Annotated in this window: 20 protein-coding genes; 8 read left to right on the top strand and 12 right to left on the bottom strand. The window is 67.8% G+C overall.

Annotated elements, in window-relative coordinates:
* Positions 1-13: 13 nt before the first annotated feature.
* From DOM67_RS04005 to DOM67_RS03995, 3 genes are all read right to left on the bottom strand, one after another.
* Complete coding sequence (locus tag DOM67_RS04005; RefSeq protein WP_232825129.1) at positions 14-1,540, bottom strand: N-acetylmuramoyl-L-alanine amidase; 1,527 nt, start codon at positions 1,538-1,540, stop codon at positions 14-16.
* Positions 1,534-2,013 carry a tRNA (adenosine(37)-N6)-threonylcarbamoyltransferase complex ATPase subunit type 1 TsaE gene (gene tsaE / locus DOM67_RS04000; RefSeq protein ID WP_110674388.1) on the bottom strand — a complete coding sequence of 160 codons (480 nt, stop codon included), beginning with the start codon at positions 2,011-2,013 and terminating at the stop codon, positions 1,534-1,536. Before tsaE ends, DOM67_RS04005 begins: the two co-directional genes overlap by 7 nt.
* A gap of 141 nt (positions 2,014-2,154) precedes the next feature.
* A complete protein-coding gene (locus DOM67_RS03995) occupies positions 2,155-3,642 on the bottom strand; it encodes an NAD(P)H-hydrate dehydratase (RefSeq protein WP_110674387.1) in 1,488 nt (495 codons plus the stop codon).
* 111 nt (positions 3,643-3,753) lie between these two features.
* Here DOM67_RS03995 and queG point away from each other — a divergent pair, with 111 nt between their 5' ends.
* Positions 3,754-4,872, top strand: coding sequence for a tRNA epoxyqueuosine(34) reductase QueG (queG, locus tag DOM67_RS03990; protein ID WP_110674386.1), 1,119 nt, complete (start codon positions 3,754-3,756; stop codon positions 4,870-4,872).
* A gap of 180 nt (positions 4,873-5,052) precedes the next feature.
* On the opposite strand, the gene orn is transcribed toward queG, so the two are convergent.
* A complete protein-coding gene (gene orn / locus DOM67_RS03985) occupies positions 5,053-5,622 on the bottom strand; it encodes an oligoribonuclease (protein ID WP_110674385.1) in 570 nt (189 codons plus the stop codon).
* A gap of 132 nt (positions 5,623-5,754) precedes the next feature.
* On the opposite strand from orn, the gene rsgA reads away from it, so the two are divergent.
* Positions 5,755-6,801 (top strand): small ribosomal subunit biogenesis GTPase RsgA, encoded by a 1,047-nt coding sequence (gene rsgA / locus DOM67_RS03980; RefSeq protein ID WP_110674384.1) that lies wholly within the window; start codon positions 5,755-5,757, stop codon positions 6,799-6,801.
* Positions 6,802-6,872: 71 nt separating this feature from the next.
* Here rsgA and DOM67_RS03975 read toward each other — a convergent pair whose 3' ends face one another.
* On the bottom strand, positions 6,873-8,207 hold the full coding sequence (locus DOM67_RS03975) for an NCS2 family permease (protein WP_110674383.1): 1,335 nt from the start codon (positions 8,205-8,207) through the stop codon (positions 6,873-6,875).
* Positions 8,208-8,490: 283 nt separating this feature from the next.
* On the opposite strand from DOM67_RS03975, the gene DOM67_RS03970 reads away from it, so the two are divergent.
* Both DOM67_RS03970 and asd read left to right on the top strand, forming a co-directional pair.
* Complete coding sequence (locus tag DOM67_RS03970; RefSeq protein ID WP_110674382.1) at positions 8,491-9,321, top strand: sulfurtransferase; 831 nt, start codon at positions 8,491-8,493, stop codon at positions 9,319-9,321.
* Between the two features lie 162 nt (positions 9,322-9,483).
* Complete coding sequence (asd, locus tag DOM67_RS03965; RefSeq protein WP_110674381.1) at positions 9,484-10,314, top strand: archaetidylserine decarboxylase; 831 nt, start codon at positions 9,484-9,486, stop codon at positions 10,312-10,314.
* 109 nt (positions 10,315-10,423) lie between these two features.
* Here asd and DOM67_RS03960 read toward each other — a convergent pair whose 3' ends face one another.
* Positions 10,424-11,038, bottom strand: a complete 615-nt coding sequence (locus tag DOM67_RS03960; RefSeq protein ID WP_198651722.1) for a TetR/AcrR family transcriptional regulator — start codon at positions 11,036-11,038, stop codon at positions 10,424-10,426.
* Between the two features lie 191 nt (positions 11,039-11,229).
* Here DOM67_RS03960 and DOM67_RS03955 point away from each other — a divergent pair, with 191 nt between their 5' ends.
* The 3 genes from DOM67_RS03955 to arfB all read left to right on the top strand — a co-directional run bounded on the left by DOM67_RS03955 (position 11,230) and on the right by arfB (position 13,731).
* Entirely contained in the window at positions 11,230-12,510 is a 1,281-nt protein-coding gene (locus DOM67_RS03955; protein WP_157958790.1) for an NAD(P)-binding protein, read from the top strand.
* Positions 12,510-12,959: an NUDIX domain-containing protein gene (locus tag DOM67_RS03950; protein ID WP_110674378.1), complete on the top strand. Its 450-nt coding sequence runs from the start codon at positions 12,510-12,512 to the stop codon at positions 12,957-12,959. The genes DOM67_RS03955 and DOM67_RS03950 overlap by 1 nt, the downstream gene beginning before the upstream one ends.
* A gap of 355 nt (positions 12,960-13,314) precedes the next feature.
* Positions 13,315-13,731: an alternative ribosome rescue aminoacyl-tRNA hydrolase ArfB gene (arfB, locus tag DOM67_RS03945; protein WP_110674377.1), complete on the top strand. Its 417-nt coding sequence runs from the start codon at positions 13,315-13,317 to the stop codon at positions 13,729-13,731.
* A gap of 83 nt (positions 13,732-13,814) precedes the next feature.
* Here the strand turns inward: arfB and epmA are convergent, their stop codons facing one another.
* The 3 genes from epmA to efp all read right to left on the bottom strand — a co-directional run bounded on the left by epmA (position 13,815) and on the right by efp (position 16,302).
* Positions 13,815-14,789 carry an EF-P lysine aminoacylase EpmA gene (epmA, locus tag DOM67_RS03940; RefSeq protein WP_110674376.1) on the bottom strand — a complete coding sequence of 325 codons (975 nt, stop codon included), beginning with the start codon at positions 14,787-14,789 and terminating at the stop codon, positions 13,815-13,817.
* A gap of 5 nt (positions 14,790-14,794) precedes the next feature.
* Positions 14,795-15,565 carry an SDR family oxidoreductase gene (locus DOM67_RS03935; RefSeq protein WP_110674375.1) on the bottom strand — a complete coding sequence of 257 codons (771 nt, stop codon included), beginning with the start codon at positions 15,563-15,565 and terminating at the stop codon, positions 14,795-14,797.
* 170 nt (positions 15,566-15,735) lie between these two features.
* Complete coding sequence (gene efp / locus DOM67_RS03930; protein ID WP_110674374.1) at positions 15,736-16,302, bottom strand: elongation factor P; 567 nt, start codon at positions 16,300-16,302, stop codon at positions 15,736-15,738.
* 89 nt (positions 16,303-16,391) lie between these two features.
* Here efp and epmB point away from each other — a divergent pair, with 89 nt between their 5' ends.
* Positions 16,392-17,417, top strand: coding sequence for an EF-P beta-lysylation protein EpmB (epmB, locus tag DOM67_RS03925; protein ID WP_110674373.1), 1,026 nt, complete (start codon positions 16,392-16,394; stop codon positions 17,415-17,417).
* On the opposite strand, the gene DOM67_RS03920 is transcribed toward epmB, so the two are convergent.
* From DOM67_RS03920 to DOM67_RS03910, 3 genes are all read right to left on the bottom strand, one after another.
* A complete protein-coding gene (locus tag DOM67_RS03920; protein ID WP_110674372.1) occupies positions 17,412-17,750 on the bottom strand; it encodes a DUF2834 domain-containing protein in 339 nt (112 codons plus the stop codon). The genes epmB and DOM67_RS03920 overlap by 6 nt on opposite strands.
* A gap of 102 nt (positions 17,751-17,852) precedes the next feature.
* The gene (locus tag DOM67_RS03915; protein WP_110674371.1) at positions 17,853-19,247 is read right to left on the bottom strand and encodes an ATP-binding protein; all 1,395 of its coding nucleotides are present in this window, start codon (positions 19,245-19,247) and stop codon (positions 17,853-17,855) included.
* Positions 19,244-19,906 (bottom strand): response regulator transcription factor, encoded by a 663-nt coding sequence (locus DOM67_RS03910; RefSeq protein ID WP_110674529.1) that lies wholly within the window; start codon positions 19,904-19,906, stop codon positions 19,244-19,246. The genes DOM67_RS03915 and DOM67_RS03910 overlap by 4 nt, the downstream gene beginning before the upstream one ends.
* Between the last annotated feature and the right edge of the window lie 76 nt (positions 19,907-19,982).

The following is a 19,982-nucleotide window of genomic DNA, read 5'->3' as shown; positions in this document are numbered from 1 at the left end:
GGATATGGCCGGCTCACGGAATCGTCAACACCTGACCCACGCGCAGGATGTCGCTGTCGAGGCCATTGGCCTGCTTCAGCGCCCGCATGCTGATACCGTGCCCCGCCGCCACCTGCGACAGGGTATCGCCGGCGCGCACGCGATACTCGTTGCTGGCACTGCCACGGCCCTGGTCGCGCTGCCACGCCAGCAGGCTGGCAGGCGGCGGATGCTGACGGAAGTGCGCCACGATCCCGGCATAGATCGCCTGGGCGAGCTCGGCCTGATGCCGCGGCGAACGCAGCTCCGCCTCCTCCTTGGGGTTGGAGATGAAGCCGGTCTCCACCAGCAGCGAGGGGATGTCCGGCGACTTCAGCACCACGAAACCGGCCTGCTCCACCTTGGACTTGTGCAACTTGTTGATCCGCCCCAGCTTGTCGAGCACCTGGCCGCCGGTGGCCAGCGAGTCGTTCATGGTCGCGGTCATGGTCAGGTCGAGCAGCACGCCGCGCAGCACCTCGTCCTTGTCGTCGAGGCTGAGATTGCCGTCGACACCACCGATCAGGTCCGACTGGTTCTCGCTCGCCGCCAGCCAGCGCGCCGTCTCGGAGGTCGCCCCGCCCTGGGAGAGCGCATACACCGAGCTGCCCGAGGGCTGCCGGCTGCGCACCGCATCGGCGTGGATCGAGACGAAGAAGTCCGCCTTCTGCTGACGCGCCAGCAGGGTGCGCTGACGCAGGCCGACATAGTAGTCACCGTCGCGGGTCATGAAGGCCTTGAACCCCGGGGTCTGATCGAAGCGCTGCTTCAGCTTGCGCGCGATGCCCAGCACCACATCCTTTTCGCGCGTGCCGTGGGGGCCGGTTGCCCCCGGGTCCTCGCCGCCGTGCCCCGGGTCGACGGCGATGATGATGTCGCGCTTGGGATGCGGCTGCGCCTCCACCGTGGCGGCGACCGCATCGGCCTGCTCCGGCTTGCCTTCGGCCACGGCTTCCTTCTGCGCCCGCTGCGCGGCGATCTCCTGATCGCGGATCATCGCCTCGATCGGATCGATGGGATCGGCCACGGCACTGGCGCCGGGATAGTCGAGATCGACCACCAGACGATCGCTGTACTGCTCGTTGGGCGGCAGGGTGAAGCTCTTGGGCACCACCGCCCGATTGACGTCGAGCACCACGCGAAGCCCGCCGCTCTCGCGCACGCCGGTACGCACCTTGTCGATGGCACTGGCGTCAAGATCGAGCTTGTCGATGTCGACATCGAGCTTGGTGCTGTCGAGATCGATCACCACCCGGCGCGGATTATCCAGGGTGAAGACATTGGCGCGTGCCGGCCCCGAGAGATCGAACACCAGGCGCACATGGTCCGGGGCCGACCACAGGCGCAGGTTGTTGACCGTGGCCGCCTGCGCCGCGGTCGTCAGCACCAGGCAGCAGAGTGCCACCAGCGCCAGCGCCACACTGGCGAACCGGCGCCGCCAGGCTCCGCCGATGAGGCTCTGTCCGGCCCCGGCACGCGGCCCGCGCGCTGCCATGTCCCTGTGTGCCACGTCTGTCAGCATGCATCTTCCTTGTCGCTCAACGCTGCCGGCAGCGAGGCCAGCACGTCACGTCCATGTTGGGTGTGTGCCACCGCGGCGATCCGGCGGCCCGCCTCGGCCAGGCTCAGGTGCAGCTCGAGATCGGGACGCGGCAGCCATCCTGCGCCGCGGCTGGGCCACTCGATCACGCTGAGGACGCTATCGTCCAGCATGTCGCGCGCGCCCATGAACTCGAGCTCTTCGGGATCGCCGAGGCGGTAGAGATCGAAATGGTAGACACGGTAACGGCCCAGATCGTAGGGCTCGACCAGCGTATAGGTGGGGCTCTTGACCGCTCCCGCGTGACCATAAGCGCGCAGAATGCCCCGCGTCAGCGTGGTCTTGCCGGCGCCCAGCTCACCGATCAGATGGATCTGGCCGCGCCCGGCGAGGGCGTGTCCCAAGGTTTCGCCGAAGGCCACCTGGGCGGCTTCGTCTTGCAGTAGGATCGGCATGATTGCACTAGCTTCATCAAAGGTCGGCCTGTATGACAGACCGGCCTCAAGTCAAAAAGCAGCCGCTGCCCCTATAACGGCACCGGCGCGGCCACGACGGATCGGCGGCAGCGTGGCCTTCACGGCTCGCGCTACCGGCCGTCAGGGGTTGGCCAAGCGTCGCGCATAGGATGCCAGATCGCTCGCCAGCAGACCACGCTGACCGCCGTCGGCGGCCGCCGCGTCCGCGGCCAGGGCATGGATCAGCACCCCCAGCCGCGCCGCTCGGGCGGGGTCACCGAGCTGACCCAGCAGGCCGGCGACGATTCCGGTCAGGGCATCGCCCATTCCGCCACTGGCCATTCCCGGGTTGCCGTAGGGGCACAGGTCGAGTCGTTCGCCGTCATAGATCAGCGTACCGGGACCCTTGAGCACCACGCAGCCGCCCCAGCGCTGTTGCAGCGCGATCACCGCACCACGCCGATCACGCTGCACCGCCGCCGTGGTCCAGCCGAGCAGTCGCCCGGCCTCGCCAGGATGCGGCGTCAGCACCCAGTCGTCACGCCGGGTCTCTGCCGCGTGGCTGGCAAGCAGATTGAGACCATCGGCATCGACCACGCAGGGCTTGCCGACGGCCAGTACCTGCTGCAGCGCGGCCTGTCCCCAGGCGCCGGTACCGATACCCGGCCCCACCGCGAGCACATCGGCGGCCGTCACCAGCGAGGCGAGATCGGCGCCACCGCGCACGCCGTGGGCCATGATCTCGGGAAAGCGGGTGAGACTCGCCGCCACGTGGGCGGCATCGGTCGCCAGGCTCACCTTGCCGGCACCGACCCGCGCCACCATTTCGCTGGTCATCAGCGCCGCCCCGCCCATGCCCGGCGCGCCCGCGACCACCAGCACGTGGCCCTGGGTGCCCTTGTGGGCGCTGGGCCGACGCCGCGGCAGGGATGCCGCCAGCTGCTGCGCATCCTGACGCCACCCCACCGGGACCAGATCGGTGAAGGCGCTTGCCTCGACCCCCAGGTCGGCCAGGGTCAGTTCCCCCACATGATCCAGCGCGGCGCCGGTATGCAGGCCGAGCTTGTCGGCAATGAAGGTGAGCGTGAGCGTGGCGTGCACTGCCGCCGCCTCGACGTGGCCGCTGTCGACATCGACCCCGGAGGGGACGTCCAGCGCCATCACCGGCTTGCCGGCGGCGTTGAGCTGCGCGATCGCCGTGGCGACGTCGCCGCGAGGTGCCCCGTGGGCCCCGGTCCCGAGCATCGCATCGACCATGATCTCGCCATCCAGGGTCAGCTCGTCGGCCCAGCCGAGCGCCTCGATCCCGGCTTCCGCGGCGAGCTCGAAGGCCCGCCTTGCATCGCCTTCGAGCCTCTCCGGCGGGGTGAGCGCGATCAGCTCCACGGCAACACCATCGGCGGCGGCCAGCGCCGCCAGCACATAACCGTCACCGCCGTTGTTGCCCCCGCCGCACAGCACGCACAACCGCCGCACTTCGGGCCAACGCGCCCGCAGCAGCGCATAGGCCGCCTCGCCCGCCTGACGCATCAGCCAGAACCCCTCCCCTGCCGCGGCAATCACGCGGCGGTCCATCTCGCGTACCTGGGCCGCGAGGTAGAGCGGCCTCGCCTCGATCTGTGTCTGCATGTCGACTCCTGATGGGGGCCGTGGCCTGCCGTTGATCTCCAATCTGGTGTAGGGTAGCGCACCCGAGCACCGCTCGCGGCCCGAGCCCACCCGAGACGAGCAGGAAGACGCATGAGCGAGCAGCGCCCGTGCTCCGCGCGCACCCCGTCCGCCGAGATCGACCCCGCCGCCCTCGCCACCCAGATCAAGCAGTGGGGGCGCGAACTCGGTTTCCAGGCAGTGGGGATCACCGATACCGATCTCGCCACCCATGAGCGCTATCTGGCGCGCTGGCTAGAGGCCGGACACCACGGCGAGATGGCCTACATGGCCAAGCACGGTACCAAGCGCACCCGACCCGCCGAACTGGTCCCCGGCACCCTGCGGGTGATCAGCGCGCGCATGGACTATCTACCGCCGGAGGTTGAGACCACCCGCGTGCTGGGCCAGCCGCAGCGGGCCTATATCTCGCGCTACGCCCTCGGCCGCGACTATCACAAGCTGATCCGCAAGCGCCTCGACCAGCTGGCGCGGCTGATCGAGGCGGCGGTGGGACCCTTCGGCTATCGCGCCTTCGTCGACTCGGCCCCGGTGATGGAGCGCGCCCTGGCGCAGAAGGCCGGCATTGGCTGGTTCGGCAAGAACGCCATGCTGCTCGACCCCAAGGCCGGCTCGCTGTTCTTCCTCGGCGAGCTCTACACCGATCTGCCGCTACCGGTCGATGCGCCCTTCGAACGCGAGCACTGCGGCTCCTGCTCGAGCTGCCAGACCGCCTGCCCCACCGACGCCATCGTCGAAGACAAGGTGATCGATGCACGGCGCTGCATCTCGTATCTGACCATCGAACTGCATGGCGCCATCCCCGTCGAGTACCGCCGCGCCATGGGCAATCGCGTCTACGGCTGCGACGACTGCCAGCTGTTCTGCCCCTTCACCCGCTTCACCCGTGCCAGCCACGAGCCCGACTTCGCTCCGCGCCACGACCTCGATCGTGCCGAGCTGGTGACGCTGTTCGCCTGGAGCGAGACGGAGTTTCTCAAACGCACAGAAGGCAGTCCGATCCGGCGGATCGGCTACGAACGCTGGCTGCGCAATCTCGCCGTGGGACTGGGCAACGCGCCCTGGAGCGAGCGTGTCGAAAGCGCCCTGCGCGCACGGCTGGCCTACCCCTCGGATCTGGTGCGCGAGCACGTGCGCTGGGCGCTCGAGGAGCAGCGCCACAAGCGTCAGACGCGGATCGCAAGCGCCTAGGTTTTGTACGAAAACTACCTGCACTCGGCAATACGGCGTTAAAAATCGGCTGGATCGCCAGCCCGGTCCGTTTTCGCCGATTTCTGCCTTGGCTACGCGCCCCGGTCTGGCCTTCGCTCGCTGACTTTTCGTACAAACCCTTGTGTCTCTCCGGGCCTGTTGATTAGCTCCGGCGCTGGCTCACTCGGCCAGCTTGAGGAAGGTCTCGCGATAGTGCTTGAGCTCGGCCAGGGATTCGCGGATGTCATCCAGCGCCTGGTGGGTATTGCGCTTGCTGAAACCGCTGGCCACGGCCGGATTCCAGCGCTTGGCCAGCTCCTTGAGCGTCGACACGTCGAGATTGCGGTAGTGGAAGAAGTCGTTGAGCGCCGGCATCTCGCGCTCGAGGAAACGGCGATCCTGATGGATGCTGTTGCCGCACACCGGCGAGGTGCCCGGCGCCACATAGCGGCGAAGGAAGTCAAGGGTAAGCTGCTCTGCCTCGGTGGTGTCGATCTCGCTGCGCTTCACCCGCTCGATCAGCCCGGAGTCGCCGTGGGTCTTCTGATTCCAGGCATCCATGCCGTCGAGCAGTGCCTCGGGCTGGTGCACGGCGAGTACCGGGCCCTCGGCGATCAGTTCGAGGTCGCCATCGGTGATCAGCGTCGCCACCTCGATGATGCGCTCGCGGTTGGGATCGAGCCCGGTCATCTCGAGATCGATCCAGACCAGCAGATCGCTACGGGGGGAGGCTTCGGGGGTCGCCGACATGACTATCTCCAGTGGGGTACCGCCCTGGTGCCGACCGAGATGGGCGGACACGACGGATAGGGATGGCTACAATGCCGACCATTGTAAGCCCGCGCCGCCCGAGCGGCCATGACCCAAGGACCGACGCCACCGATGAGCCGACGCAAACTGACCCGCCAGCAACGCTGGCGCGTAGAGAAGGTCCAGGCCGAACGCGCCGCCCGCGTCGATCGCCGCGCGGCGCGCGATGAGCGCGCCCTCGAGGGCGGCGAATACGGCCCCGAACGCCCGGGCCGCGTGGCTGCCCACTTCGGCCGTACCCTGGAGGTCGAGGCAGTTGAAGGCGAGCAGACCTCGCGTCACCGCTGCCATCTGCGCGCCAACCTCGAAGGGCTGGTCACCGGTGACCGCGTGATATGGCGCGAGGCCCAGGACGGCAGTGGCGTGGTGGTCGCCCGCGGCGAACGGATCAGCGTGCTCGAGCGCCCCGACGCCCAGGGCCAGCTGCGCCCGGTGGCCGCCAACATCGATCAGATCCTGGTGGTGATCGCCGCCGAGCCCACGCCCTACGCCAACCTGGTCGACCGCTATCTGGTCGCCGCGGAGAGCACCGGCATCGCCCCGGTACTGGTGCTCAACAAGAGCGACCTGCTGCCGCCCAAGGCGGGCCCGGTGCGCGCGCTGCTGGCACGTTATGTCGACCTCGGCTACCCGCTGATCGAAGCCTCGGCCAAGCGCGATCACGGCCTGGCTGCCCTGCACGCCCGTCTCAAGGGACGCACGTCGGTCTTCGTCGGCCAGAGCGGCGTGGGCAAGTCATCGTTGATCGACCGCCTGCTGCCGGACGAGACCCTGCGCATCGGCGCCCTCTCGGAAGAGACCCGCAAGGGCAAGCACACCACCACCACCGCACGCCTCTACCCGCTGCCGGAGGATGGCGAGAGCGGCCGGCCACGCGAAGGCGACCTGATCGACTCGCCGGGCATCCGCGAATTCGGCCTCTGGCACCTCGACGAACGCGAGCTGGCCGAGGGCTTCATCGAGTTCCGCCCGCTGCTCGGCCGCTGCCGCTTCCGGGACTGCCGGCATCGCGAGGAGCCGGGCTGTGCGCTGCTCGGCGCCGTCGAGCGCGGCGAGATCCATCCCGAGCGCTTCGCCAGCTTTCAGCGCATCCGCGACGACATCGCCGCGGCCCGATGATGGGGTTGTCGATGCGTCCTTCGAACCGCTTGTTAACTTAACCAAGCGGGATCGAGCGCAGGCAGTCTGGATCAGCCCTCGAACAGCATCAGAATCGAGAGCAGGAACAGCACCCACATCGCCGGACGCACTTCGCGCGCTTTACCCACGCCGACCTTGACCACCACATAGGTGAGGAAGCCGAACACCACCCCGTGGGTGATCGAGTAGGTGAGCGGAATCAGCATCATCGCCACGAACGCCGGGATGGCATCGTCATACTGCTGCCAGTCGATGGTGCGGATCGGCGAGAGCATGAACACCCCGACCATGATCAGCGCTGGCGCAGTGGCGATCGCCGGCACCAGCGCCAGCAGTGGCGACAGGAACAGAAACGGCAGGAACAGCAGGCCGGAGACCACCGCAACCAGCCCCGAGCGACCACCCTGGCTGATACCGGCGGCGGACTCGACGTAGGCGTTGGCAGGGCTGGTACCCAGCGGCGCCGAGATCAGCGCGGAGAAGGCGTCGACCATCATCGAGCGGCGGATATTGCGCGGCTCGCCCTTCTCGTCGAGCAGATTGCCCGCCTGACACACGCCGATAAAGGTCGACATGGCGTCGAAGAAGGTGGTGAACAGGATGACGAAGATGAACGGCCAGTAGGCCACCGCCAGCGCGCCACCGAAGTCGACCTGCCCCAGCGCGCTGAAGTCGGGCCAGGCGAAGATCCCCTGGAAGTTGACCAGCGTCGGGGTGGCGATCGCCTCGGGGAAGTAGGCGCTGCCGTCGCCCCACAGGCGCCCGATCGGTACCGCCGCTAGCGTGGTGAAGACGATGCCCAGGATCAGCGCGCCCTGGATGCGTCGTGCCACCAGCACCGCGGTCACGCCGAGACCGATCAGAAAGGTCACCAGCGCCGGCGTCATCTCACCCAGGCCGACCACGGTGGCCGGGTTGGAGACCAGCAGCCGCGCATTGACCAGCCCGATCACGGTGATGAAGAGCCCGATACCGCAGGCGATGGCATGGCGCAGTGTCGCCGGAATGGCGTCGACCACGTAGCGACGCACGTTGAACAGCGCCAGCACCGCGAACAGCACCCCCGACCAGAACACGCAGCCCAGGGCGGTCTGCCACGGAATGCCCGCCCCCATCACCATGGTGTAGGTGAACAGCGCGTTGATCCCCATCCCCGGTGCCACCAGGATCGGGTTGCGCGCGTAGAGGCCCATCATCACGCTGCCGAAGAAGCTGATCAGCACGGTGGCGGTCAGCGCCCCGGCGAAAGGCACGCCGGCGGCGGAGAGAATCGAAGGGTTGACCACGATGATGTACATCGCCGCCAGGAAGGTGGCCACGCCTGCCAGCACCTCGGTCTTGAAGCTGGTCCCCAGCGAGCGCAGAGAGAAGTATTTGTCGAGCACGCAGCAATCTCCTGGCAGAGTCGATTATTGTTGGCACGCGAACATATCGCGCTTGACAACTTGTATACAAAAAGCAGGGGCTTGGAAAGCCGTGAAGGGCTCGGGCGGGGGCCGAGCGGGGCGCAGTATATCGAATCCACCGCACGGCGCCATCCGCCGACCGCCAGCCGCTATGCCAGATTCCGACGGCTATGCCATGATGAAGGCATCCCGGCGTACCGATCGCCCCTCGACCCAGGCGCCGCTCTGCCAGAGCCAGGCGCCCTCTCAGCCAGGAGCCCCCATGAGCTCGGAACAACCGCAGCTACCGCTGATTCTGGAACCGGATACCCTCGCTGCTCACCTCGACGACCCGCATCTGCTGATCGTCGACGTGCCGCTCAAGGCCGAGAGCTATCGCGACGGCCACGTACCCGGCGCCTGCTTCCTCGATTATCGCCAACTGCTCGCCGGCAGCGGAGAGGTGCCCAATGACGTGCCCTCCCCCACGGCGCTCAGCGAGCTCTTCTCGGCGCTGGGGCTGACCCCGGAAACCCACGTGGTGGCCTACGACGACGAGGGCGGCGGCTGGGCCGGGCGCCTGCTGTGGACCCTGGAGCTGATCGGCCACGCCCGCTACTCCTATCTCAACGGCGGCATTCACGCCTGGCGCGCCGACGGCTATCCGCTGGAGACCACGCCCAACACCCCGACACCCAGCGATTACCAGGCGGAGTATCTCAACCCCAGGGTACAGATTCGCCGCGAGGAGCTGCTCGAACGCCTGGGTTCCCGCGACCTGGCGATCTGGGACGCCCGCTCCGACGCCGAGTATCGCGGCCTCAAGGGGGACAACCGCAAGCTCGGCCACCTGCCGGGGGCGGTCAATTTCGACTGGCTGGAGGTCATGGACAGCCAGCGCGACCTGCGCCTGCGCGACTACGCCGAACTGGTGGCGGAGCTCGAGGCGCGCGGCATCACCCCGGACAAGGAGATCGTCACCCACTGCCAGAGCCATCACCGTAGCGGGCTGACCTGGCTCGCCGCGCGCGCACTGGGCTACGACAAGGTGCGCGCCTATCCGGGGTCGTGGAAGGAGTGGGGTAATCGGGACGATACCCCCGTGGAGCATTAGACACTGTCCGACCGGTACGGCGCCGGTCGTCCTTCGCGCAGCGGCCGGGGGTCATATGCCGCCTCGGCCGCTGCCGCCGTGCGGTCGCCGCCACGGGCTATTGCGCCCGCGCGGTACGGCCGCTACCTTGTGCGCCTTTCCGACTCGAGGGGCAGTCATACCGTGGATCGCCAGGAACTCTTCGCCAACATTCAGTATCCGCTGCCCCAGCACGCGCTCTCGCGCCTGATCGGCAAGCTCGCCGAGAGCCGCGTCGGCTGGATCAAGGATCCCTTCATCCGCCACTTCATCAAGCACTACGGTGTCGACATGAGCCAGGCGCGCGAGCCCGATCCCGGTGCCTACGCCTGCTTCAACGACTTCTTCACCCGCGCACTCAAGCCCGATGCCCGCCCCCTAGGCGAGGGTCTGATCTCGCCCGCCGACGGCACCCTCTCTCGCTTCGGCCGCATCAACCACGGCACGCTGATCCAGGCCAAGGGGCAGAACTACTCGCTCAATGCCCTGCTCGGCGGCGACAGCGCCCGCGCGGCGCCGTTTCGTCAGGGCAGCTTCGCCACCGTCTACCTGTCGCCCAAGGACTATCACCGCGTGCACATGCCGCTCACCGGCACCCTGCGCGAGATGACCTATGTGCCGGGCCGGCTGTTCTCGGTCAACCAGGCGACCGCCAATCACGTTCCGGGGCTATTCGCACGCAACGAGCGTCTGGTCTGCGTGTTCGATACCGAGCGCGGCCCGCTGGCGATGGTGCTGGTCGGGGCGATGATCGTCGCCGCCATCGAGACCGTGTGGGCGGGCCAGATCACGCCGCTCAGCGGACGCGTCCAGACCACGTCTTTCGACACCCCGGTGGTGATCGAGAAAGGCGCAGAGATGGGCCGCTTCAAGCTCGGCTCCACGGTGGTGATGTGCCTCGGGCGCGAGGCCGAATTCCACGACTTCGATCCCACCGGCACCCCGATCCGCATGGGCCAGAGCCTCGGCGCCTGATGCCAAGCGCCTAGCCCAAGACGACGAACGCCGCGGTCGGCCGACCGCGGCGTTCGTCAATGCTATCTGCGCCTTTGTGGCGCCCCCGCCTCCCGCTCGCGTTACCGGCTCAGCTCGTACCTTCGGGCAGATAGGGGCCGAGCACCCGCATCACCACGGTCTCGACGAACTCACGGTCGATCTCGCTGAACGATACCGAGAGCCGATAGTAGATCGCCCCATAGATCAGATCCATGCTCAGCCCGGGATCGATATCGGCAGTCAGCTCGCCACGTACCACGGCGTGCTCGATCGCCTCACGCCCCATCTGCCGGCGCGGGCCGATCCAGCGCTCGACGAAGGCGCGGCTGAGCTCGGGGTCCGACTGGGCCGCCCCCAACAGATGCTGCAGCAGGCGTCCGTAGGGGCCGTTGAGCACCTCGGAGAGCCCGGCCACACTACGTCGGAAGTTGGCCACGATAGGCAGGCTGTCGTCATAGGCGATGGTTGGGCCGATGACGTCGAGGAACGCATCCATGAGGATCGCGCCCGCATTGGGCCAGCGCCGATAGATGGTCGACTTGGCGACCCCGGAAACACTAGCGATACGCTCGATGGTGGCGTAGGGCAACCCACCCTCCAGCGCCAGCTCGAGCGCGGCGCGCGTCACCTTGGCCGAGGCCGCGGCACTGCGCGGTCGCCCGGGGCGAACAGGGGTATCGACTGACGATGTAGAAGTGGACATAGGAAACATCCTTGTCAAAAACAGCTCCTGAGAAATACGATACTATCTGATACGCAGCGACTCGTATCAATTTTCGGTCAGGAATTGTAAAACATTACCATGAATCGGTGTACGCCAACCTTACCGAAGCGGCACTCTACACCAGGTGTCGGCTCTTTCCATCTTTCGCCGCCGTGCGGCCGGAGGCCCCAGTGACACACTACGACAGCGTCATTGTCGGCGCCGGCCCTGCCGGGCTCGCCGCCGCCAGCCGCCTTTCGCATCGCGGGCTGCGCGTGCTGCTGCTCGACCAGGGTCATGCGATCGATCGCCGTGACCGCCACGCCGAGGCCGAGCTGACCCAGGGCCACGGCGGCGCCGGCCTCTACTCCGACGGCAAGTTCTCGTTCTACCCCTCCGCCACCGAGCTGTGGCGGTTACCGTATCGGGCGCCGCTGCGCCAGGCCTACGCCTGGACCCGCGAACTGCTCGCGGCCCACGGCATGACGACCCCGCCGTTTCCCGACCGCGCCGATGTCTATACGCCGTGCCACAACGCCTGGTCGCTCAAGCACTACCCCTCCTACTACCTGCCGCTCGAGCAGCGCGAGGCGATGATCGCCAACCTGGTCGGCGCACTCGATGTCGAGATCGTCAGCGACACCCAGGTGATCAGCCAGCGCTACGACGAGGACGAGGCGCGCCACCACCTCCAACTGCGCGCCGCTGACGGCACGTCGAGCGCGCTCACCGCGACCACTCTGGTGTGGGCCGCAGGGCGCTTCGGACCGCTGGCGCTGGGCGACGGCATCCGCACGCGCTTCCGTCGGCTGGAAGTGGGCTTCCGAATCGAGCAGCCCAGCGAGCACGCCTTCTTCCAGGACTTCGCCGATCTCGATCCCAAGCTGACCCTGCACGCCGCCGACAAGACGACCGAGTGGCGCACCTTCTGCGCCTGTCGCCACGGGCGCACCGTGCTGACGCAGACCCAGGGGCTGTGGACGGTCTCAGGACACTCGGACGGCCCGCCCACCGAGCGCTCCAACGTCGGCTTCAACACGCGGATTCTCGACGAGTCGCTGGCACGCGAGACCATCGCCGCGCTGACCCGCACGCTGGGCCGCGCGGACACGCATTTCGACCTCCCGCTCAGCGCCTGGCTCGCCGACGACCACGACGCCACGGCGGCCATGGAGCGGGTCTATGGGGCGCCGCTGGCACAGGCGATGCAGCGCGGGCTGCGTCAGCTGGTCGACAACTTCCCCCAGCTCGAGGCGGAGAGCACGCGCCTGATCGGCCCCACCCTGGAAGGTGTCGGCTGGTATCCGGAGGTCGATGAGAGCCTGCGTCTCGGCGACCGCCCCACCTGGGTGGTGGGCGACGCCTGCGGGCTGTTCCGCGGCATCGTCGCGGCCTTCGTCAGCGGCCACTACGCCGCCAGCGCCGTGGCCGAGGCGCTGACCCAGCCAGCCCGACTCCAGGAGCGCGCCTGATGCCAGCCCCCCAGTCACGCGTGGGCGTCGGCCTGATACTCACCCGCGGTGATGGCAAGCTCCTGCTGGGCTACCGCGTCAAGGCGGGGGAAACGCCCTGCTGGTGCATGCCCGGCGGCCATGTCGAACCGAACGAGACCTTCGCTGACGCGGCACGGCGGGAGCTGCACGAGGAGACCGGCATCCTCACCGACGCGACGATCGAGATCGGCGCCTTCCTGCATCAGCTGAACCCCGAGTGCACGGCCATCACCGTCGCTGCACGGCTCCAGCTGGCAGATCCGCCCACCCCAAGGGTCACCGAACCCGAGGTGTTCGCGCAGTGGCGCTGGTTCCCCCAAGATGACCTGCCCCAACCGCTGTTCCCCGCCAGCGCGGCGCTGTTGGCACAGGCCGCGGGCCAGCCACTACCGGATGGCTGGCACGCCTATCCGCTGGCGACTGGCTGACCCGGCTCGCTGCCGACCCTGACGGCAGCGAGCCCACCATCTCGGCCGCACCCGTCCGCCTCACCATCGCACCGCCTGTTGCACCCATCGGGGAGTGCCGCTACCGTATTTCGCCCCCTTGCCCGGTCATCGAGCGCATCGTGGAGCGCCAGCAGCGCATCGCCAGGCCAACCGCTGACGCAGCCTGCGATCCTGCGACCGATCGGCGGGGCTAAGCGTGCCGGCGGACGAGGTGCGCTCACGTGACGGGCGTCTCGCACAGCGCGTCTCGATGCAGGCCAAGCGGCCAGACCTCTGCGCTGGGTGGCGATAACGTCCTTCCTTCTCATTCCGTTCGACCTGCGGGGCTCCGACGATGGCACTAGAGATTTCGCGAAACGTCTCGATTCCCGACAACGAGATCGAACTCATCGCCGTCCGCGCCCAGGGCGCTGGTGGCCAGAACGTCAACAAGGTCTCCTCGGCGATTCATCTGCGCTTCGATATCCGCGCTTCCAGCCTGCACCCCGGGTTCAAGGAGAAACTGCTGGCCCTGAGTGACAAACGCATCACCCGCGACGGCATCGTCGTGATCAAGTCGCAGGAGCACCGCACTCAGGAGCTCAACCGGGAAGCGGCACTCGTCCGGCTGAAACAGCTGATCAAACCCGTGCTCTACGGCGACAAGCCGCGGCAGGCCACCAAGCCGAGCCGCAGCGCCAAACGCAAGCGCGTCGATCAGAAGACGAAACATGGACAGAAGAAACGCCTGCGCGGGCGTATCGACGACTGAGACTCGGTCTGCCTCGCCGCACCGCCTCGGTAGCCTTGCCATCGAAGCCGCCACTGGCGGCGTGGTGGCAACGCAATCGCCGGTCAGCAGCGTGGCGTCGGGAACGCCATGACTTCGGCCAGGGACGCCTTGCCCAGCGCCAGCTGAACCAGGCGGTCGATACCCAGCGCCACGCCGCTGCCCGCGGGCATGCCGTGCACCAGGGCGGCGACGAGCCGGCGGTCGACAGCGACAGCCGATTTGTACAGCGCCGCACGTTGACGATTGTCATCGTCGAACCGAGAGGCCTGCTCCTGGGCATCGGTCAGCTCGTCATAGCCGTTGGCGAGTTCGAGGCCCTGCAGATAGATCTCGAAGCGAGATGCCACCTCGTCGCCCTCCTCGTCGATCCGCTTGCGCGCCAGCGCCGCCTGGCTGGCGGGATAGTCGACCACCACATCGATGCCATCACGCCCCAGCGTCGGCTCGATGACCAGACTCATCAGCAGGTCGAGACAGCCGTCGCGATCACTGTCGGCCATATCGAGCCCGCCGCGCTCGCCCGCCACACGCTGCAGCTCGGCCAGTGGCGTGGTGAAGGGATCGAGCGCCAACGCATCACGAAACAGATCGCGATAGCGCCGCCGCCGTGCCGGACCGACCGCCGGCATCAGCGTGCGGATCAGCGACTCGCACTCGCTGATCAGCGCTGCCAGCGAAAAGCCCGGGCGGTACCACTCGAGCATGGTGAACTCGATATTGTGCCGACGCCCCACTTCATCATCGCGGAAGCTGCGGGCGAGCTGGAAGATCGGGCCGCTGCCCGCCGCCAGCAGGCGCTTCATGTGGAACTCCGGCGAGGTCTGCAGCCATAGCGTCTCGCGCCCGGCGGAGGTGGTCGCGCTGAGCGAGAGCGAATCGAGGTGCGGGTCGGTACTGCCGGCGTGACCGAGGATCGGGGTCTCCACCTCGAGCACGTCGCGGGCGGCGAAGAAAGCACGCACCGCCGCCAGCAGCCGCGCCCGCTGGCGCAGCGTCTCGATCGTCGCCGAAGGTTGCCAGTCATCTGACCGGGGCATCGTCGTCACGTGTGATAGACCTGGCTGCGGCCACCGTCGATCAGGATATCGGTGGCATTGATGAAACGCGCCTCATCGCTGGCGAGGAACAGGGCCGTGTTGGCCACCTCCTCCGCCTCGCCGATACGCTGACACGGCAGCAGCGCAATCTGGCGCTGACGCTCGGCCGCGTCGAGGCCATCCAGCCACGCCTGGGCCGATGGGGTACGAATCAACCCCGGCGAGATCGAGTTGAAGCGCAGCCCGCGGGCGGCGTACTCGATCCCGAGCGCGCGGGTCAGCCCGATCAGGCCATGCTTGGCCACCGGATAGGGAAAGGCACCGGGAATGATCTTGTGGCCATGCACAGAAGCGATATTGACCACGTGGCCATAGCCGTTTGCCAGCATCTCCGGCAGCAGCGCCTGGATCACATGCCAGGCCCCCTCCAGATTGATCGCCAGGCAGCGCCGCCAGCTCGCCTCGTCGGTCGCCAGCGGATCGCTGAACACGTTGACCCCGGCGGCATTGACCACCAGCTGCAGCGCCCCCAGCGCCGCCCCGGCCTCGGCCACAGCGCGGGTGACGCTGTCGGCCTCGGCGACATCGGCCTCGACGCCCACCACCCGGCGGCCGCTCTCCTGCTCGATGCACTCGCGCGCCTGCGCCAGGGCGTACGGGGCGCGGTCGAGCAACGCCAGGTCGGCGCCCTCGGCGGCAAAGCGCCGCGCCGTGGCCAGGCCGATCCCGCTGGCCGCGCCGGTGATCAGGGCGGTTCGCCCTGCCAGTCTGCCCATCCCGATCTCCTCCGGTGGCGCCGCGGCGCTAGACGGCGCGAGCACGCCGGCAATTCGACCCCGCCGGCCGCGGCCGGCGGGAGAACGCAAAAGGCCACGCCGAAGCGTGGCCAACCTGGCTGAGACCCGACCTGCACCCGCGCGACTTCGAAGCCGGCACGACGCCAGCCTCAGGCGCGGGAGACGTACTCGCCGGTGCGGGTATCGATCTTGAGCACTTCACCCTGGTTGATGAACAGCGGCACGCGCACCGTGGCACCAGAGGAGAGCTTGGCCGGCTTGGAGCCACCCTGGGCGGTGTCACCCTTGAGGCCCGGATCGGTCTCGACCACTTCGAGCTCGAGGAAGTTGGGCGGGCTAACGGCGATGGCGTTGTCGTTCCACAGGGTGACGGTGTAGACCGCCTGCTCCTTGAGCCACTTCTCGACGTCGCCGATCGCCTTGCGGTCCACCGCGTACTGTTCGAACGAGCCGTCGGTCTTCATGAAGTGCCACATGTCACCGTCGGTGTAGAGGTACTCCATGTCGAGATCCATGACGTCGGCGCCCTCGAGCGACTCACCCGACTTGAAGGTCCGCTCCCAGACCCGACCGGTGATCAGGTTGCGCAGCTTGACGCGGTTGAACGCCTGTCCCTTGCCGGGTTTGACGAATTCGTTCTCGAGAATGTTACACGGGTCGCCATCCAGCATGACTTTCAGGCCGCCCTTGAATTCGTTGGTAGAATAGTTCGCCATGTTTCCTCACTAATGAACGATCGCGGGGCGTCCGCGACGAGAATTCCGTAACAGCGCTGCCAGGGCGCGTTCTAACTCAGGTGGTCCGCATGATAACCCGAACCCCGATCGCCGTGCATCGTGAAGCCGAACCGCGCGCGCCTGCCGCGTGGCAGCGTCAGCTGCAAGAGGTGATTCGCGACCCGCTGGTGCTGTGCCAGCGCCTCGGCCTCGACCCGGCGCTGCTGCCCGGCGCCAGCGCGGGCCATGCGCTGTTCCCGGTGCGGGTGCCCGAAGCCTACCTGGCGCGTATCCGCCACGCCGATCCTGACGACCCGCTGCTGCGTCAGGTATTACCGCTGGCGGCGGAGCAGGAGGCGGTCGGCGGCTTCGTCGCCGACCCGCTGGTCGAACGCGAACACACCCCGCGACCCGGCCTGATCCACAAATACGCCGGGCGGGTACTGCTGATCGCCAGCCCGACCTGCGCGATCAACTGCCGCTACTGCTTCCGGCGCCACTTCCCCTACGCCGAGCACGCCCCCTCGATGCGCGAGTGGGACGCCAGCCTCGACTATCTGCGCGAGGATGCCTCGATCCGCGAGGTGATCCTCTCCGGCGGCGACCCACTGGCGTCACCGGACCGACGTCTCGCCGAACTGGTCGCCCGGCTGGAGACGATCCCCCACCTCCAGCGCCTGCGTATCCACACTCGTCTGCCGGTGGTGATTCCCGACCGGGTCGATGCCGCCCTGCTCGACTGGCTCGGCGGCACACGCCTGCAGAAGGTGATGGTGCTGCACATCAATCACGCCCAGGAGATCGACACCGCGGTGGTCGACGCCTGCCGGCGCCTGGCGGCGGCAGGCGTCACCCTGCTCAACCAGAGCGTACTGCTGCGTGGCGTCAACGATCAGGTGGATACCCTGGCCGAGCTGTCGGAACGGCTGTTCGCCGCCGGTGTGCTGCCCTACTACCTGCACGTGCTCGACCCGGTCAGCGGCGCGGCCCACTTCGATGTCGACGACGACAGCGCGCGGGCACTGGTGGCATCGCTGCGCCAACGCCTACCGGGCTTTCTGATGCCGCGGCTGGTGCGCGAAATTCCCGGTGAGCAGAGCAAGACCCCGCTATAAGGACGAGGGCGTGTGCCTCGGCGCGGCGCGCCAGTCACGCCAGCCGCGCAGGGTGAGATAGGCCAGCGGCCCGGCCGAGCCGAAGCAGAAGGTGATGACGTAGAACACCAGCAGATAGGCCAGCCCGTGCCCCCGGCGCCGGGCATCGAAGAACATCCACACCGCCAGCATCAGCAGCGCCAGATAGACGTCGAACACCACCAGTGCGGTGGTGGGCCGGCGCATCAGCTCGCTGGCGAAAGCCCCCAGGCTCTGGTCGCTGGTCGCGATGGCATAGACGGTGTAGGCCGAAAAGGCGATCAGTGCCGTCAGCGGCACCCAGAAACGCAGCATCTCTCATCTCCCCGCTTGCGGGCCCGGCGGCCGTTATCGCATCGGCCGCCGCACCACCCTGACTGGTAACGGCGCAAACTCCCGCAGCGCTACCGCTCACGCTCAGGATAGCGGCAGATAGACGTGAACGCTGAGGCCGCTGGTCGCGGGCAGCGAAGTCTCGTCGAGACGAATCTCGCCATCCAGGCGCTCGACCAGCTCCTTGACGATCGACAGCCCCAGCCCCGAGCCGCTGGTCTTCTGCCCCGCCAGACGCACGAAGCGCTCGAACACCCGCTCACGCTCCTGGGGCGGGATACCCGGACCGGTATCGGCGATCTCGATATGCAGCTTCGACGCCTCAGCGGCCATGCGCAGGTGGACCTCACCGCCACTGGGGGTATAGCGCATGGCGTTGTCGAGCAGGTTGCGCAGCAGCACATAGAGGCCATTCTCGTAGCTCTGCACGCTGAGCCCCTCGGGCAACTCCTGGGTCAGGCGGATATCGCGCTGCTCGGCCAGCGGCTGGGTGTCGCGGGCCAGCTCGCTGCCCAGCCGCGCCAACCGCACCGTCTGACGGGTGATCGCCTGGCCGCTCTCCAGCCGCGACAGGGTGAGCAACTGCTCGACCACCCGGGTCATGCGATCGACACCGTTGATGATCGACTGCGCCGCGCGCCGAGCGCTCTCGGTATCGGTCTCGCTGAGCAGGTTCTGGGCATGGACCTTGACCGCCGCCAGCGGCGTACGCAGTTCGTGGGCGGCGTTGGCGGTGAAGCGGCGCTCCTTCTCGAGAGTCTCGGCCAGTCGCGCGAACAGGCCATTGAGCGCATCGACCATGCCGCGAATCTCATCCGGCACCTGGCTTGCGTCCAGCGGCTCGAGGAAGTTGGGCTGGCGCGCGGTGATCTGCCGGCTGACCCGCAGCAGGGGCGAAAAGCCGCGGGCGATGGCGAACGGGATCAGCAGCGCGATCAGCAGCACCCCGATGACCGGCGGCATCAGATTGCGCAGCGCGATCTGCCAGGTCAGCTCATCGCGTACGTCGTCGCGCTGGGCGGCGCTGGCCCACACGCCGCGGGCTTCGTCATGCAGGGTGAAGGTGCGCCAGTCGTGCCCGCCGCTACGCGCATGGGAGTAGCCGGGGCGCCGCTCGAGCGCCGGTAGCGCCCCGGTCGGCTGCATGCCGAACAGCGCCCGTCCCTGCTCGTCCCACACCTGGAACCCCAGCTTCTTCTCGTAGGGGTGGCCGAGGGCGGTCGGCGCGTCGGTGGCGTTGTCCGGCACCAGCGGCGCCCGGAGCTGAAGGTCCTCGGGCACGTCCTCGCCGTTCACCGACCCGGCGCGATAGGCGAAGTAGAGCGCCACCATGGTGCGCGTCGTCTGCGCCAGCTCGGCGTCGAACAGCTCGTCGATCTGATCGCGGGTGTCGTAGTAGCTCCACAGCGCCGCCACCGCGGTGATCGAGGTCACCGAGATCAGCAGCACACGCCGCAGATGGCGTCTGATCGAAATCAACCCGCTTCTCCCATGCGATAGCCGACATGGCGCACGGTGGCGACGACGCGGCTGCCGAACTTGCGCCGCAGATGATGGACATGCACTTCGATGACGTTGCTTTCGACCTCGGCATCCCAGCCGTAGAGCACCTCCACCAGCTGGTCGCGGGAAAACACTTGGCCCGGGTGGGTCATCAGATAGGCCAGCAGATCGTGCTCCCGCCGTCCGAGGGGGATCAGCTCTCCTCCCAGACGCACCTCGTGGGCGGCCGGATCGAGACTGAGCAGACCATGGGTCACCTGCGGCGAGGCGCGCCCCGCGCTACGCCGGATCAGCGCACGCAGGCGCGCCAGCAGCTCGCCATTGTCGAACGGTTTGACCAGATAGTCGTCGCAGCCGCCGTCGAGCCCGCGGATCCGATCCTCGACCCCGTCCCGGGCGGTGAGCATCAGCACCGGTATCTGGCACTGCGCCTCGCGCAGCCGCTTGAGCACCTCGAAGCCGTCGATATCGGGCAGGCCGACATCGAGGATCAGGGCATCGAAGGTCGAGTGCGTCAGCGCCTCGCACACACCGTCACCTTCACTCAGCCACTCCGGCGTGATGTTCTCACGCCGCAGCACCTCGACCACTCCCTCGCCGAGCAGGGGGTCGTCCTCCACCAGCATTACCCGCATAGCTCTCTCTCTCGTCTTGCCACGGCTCGCCTCGAGCCGGCATCTCGCGTCTGGCACCTCGCCTCCCGGCGGCGCT

Source organism: Salinicola sp. RZ23 (assembly GCF_003206675.1).
Classification (GTDB): domain Bacteria; phylum Pseudomonadota; class Gammaproteobacteria; order Pseudomonadales; family Halomonadaceae; genus Salinicola; species Salinicola endophyticus.
Note: the sequence above shows the minus strand (reverse complement) of the source record. Positions and strands in the feature narration are given on the sequence as shown.

What these genes read in the sequence shown, in the direction of transcription:
- efp (WP_110674374.1), bottom strand. Translation starts at nt 16,302, where the DNA reads ATGGCGAACTATTCTACCAACGAATTCAAGGGCGGCCTGAAAGTCATG.
- orn (WP_110674385.1), bottom strand. Translation starts at nt 5,622, where the DNA reads ATGTCGGCGACCCCCGAAGCCTCCCCCCGTAGCGATCTGCTGGTCTGG.
- epmB (WP_110674373.1), top strand. Translation starts at nt 16,392, where the DNA reads ATGATAACCCGAACCCCGATCGCCGTGCATCGTGAAGCCGAACCGCGC.
- DOM67_RS03920 (WP_110674372.1), bottom strand. Translation starts at nt 17,750, where the DNA reads ATGCTGCGTTTCTGGGTGCCGCTGACGGCACTGATCGCCTTTTCGGCC.
- tsaE (WP_110674388.1), bottom strand. Translation starts at nt 2,013, where the DNA reads ATGCCGATCCTACTGCAAGACGAAGCCGCCCAGGTGGCCTTCGGCGAA.
- epmA (WP_110674376.1), bottom strand. Translation starts at nt 14,789, where the DNA reads ATGCCCCGGTCAGATGACTGGCAACCTTCGGCGACGATCGAGACGCTG.
- DOM67_RS04005 (WP_232825129.1), bottom strand. Translation starts at nt 1,540, where the DNA reads ATGCTGACAGACGTGGCACACAGGGACATGGCAGCGCGCGGGCCGCGT.
- DOM67_RS03950 (WP_110674378.1), top strand. Translation starts at nt 12,510, where the DNA reads ATGCCAGCCCCCCAGTCACGCGTGGGCGTCGGCCTGATACTCACCCGC.
- DOM67_RS03935 (WP_110674375.1), bottom strand. Translation starts at nt 15,565, where the DNA reads ATGGGCAGACTGGCAGGGCGAACCGCCCTGATCACCGGCGCGGCCAGC.
- queG (WP_110674386.1), top strand. Translation starts at nt 3,754, where the DNA reads ATGAGCGAGCAGCGCCCGTGCTCCGCGCGCACCCCGTCCGCCGAGATC.
- DOM67_RS03910 (WP_110674529.1), bottom strand. Translation starts at nt 19,906, where the DNA reads ATGCGGGTAATGCTGGTGGAGGACGACCCCCTGCTCGGCGAGGGAGTG.
- arfB (WP_110674377.1), top strand. Translation starts at nt 13,315, where the DNA reads ATGGCACTAGAGATTTCGCGAAACGTCTCGATTCCCGACAACGAGATC.
- DOM67_RS03970 (WP_110674382.1), top strand. Translation starts at nt 8,491, where the DNA reads ATGAGCTCGGAACAACCGCAGCTACCGCTGATTCTGGAACCGGATACC.
- rsgA (WP_110674384.1), top strand. Translation starts at nt 5,755, where the DNA reads ATGAGCCGACGCAAACTGACCCGCCAGCAACGCTGGCGCGTAGAGAAG.
- DOM67_RS03960 (WP_198651722.1), bottom strand. Translation starts at nt 11,038, where the DNA reads ATGTCCACTTCTACATCGTCAGTCGATACCCCTGTTCGCCCCGGGCGA.
- DOM67_RS03995 (WP_110674387.1), bottom strand. Translation starts at nt 3,642, where the DNA reads ATGCAGACACAGATCGAGGCGAGGCCGCTCTACCTCGCGGCCCAGGTA.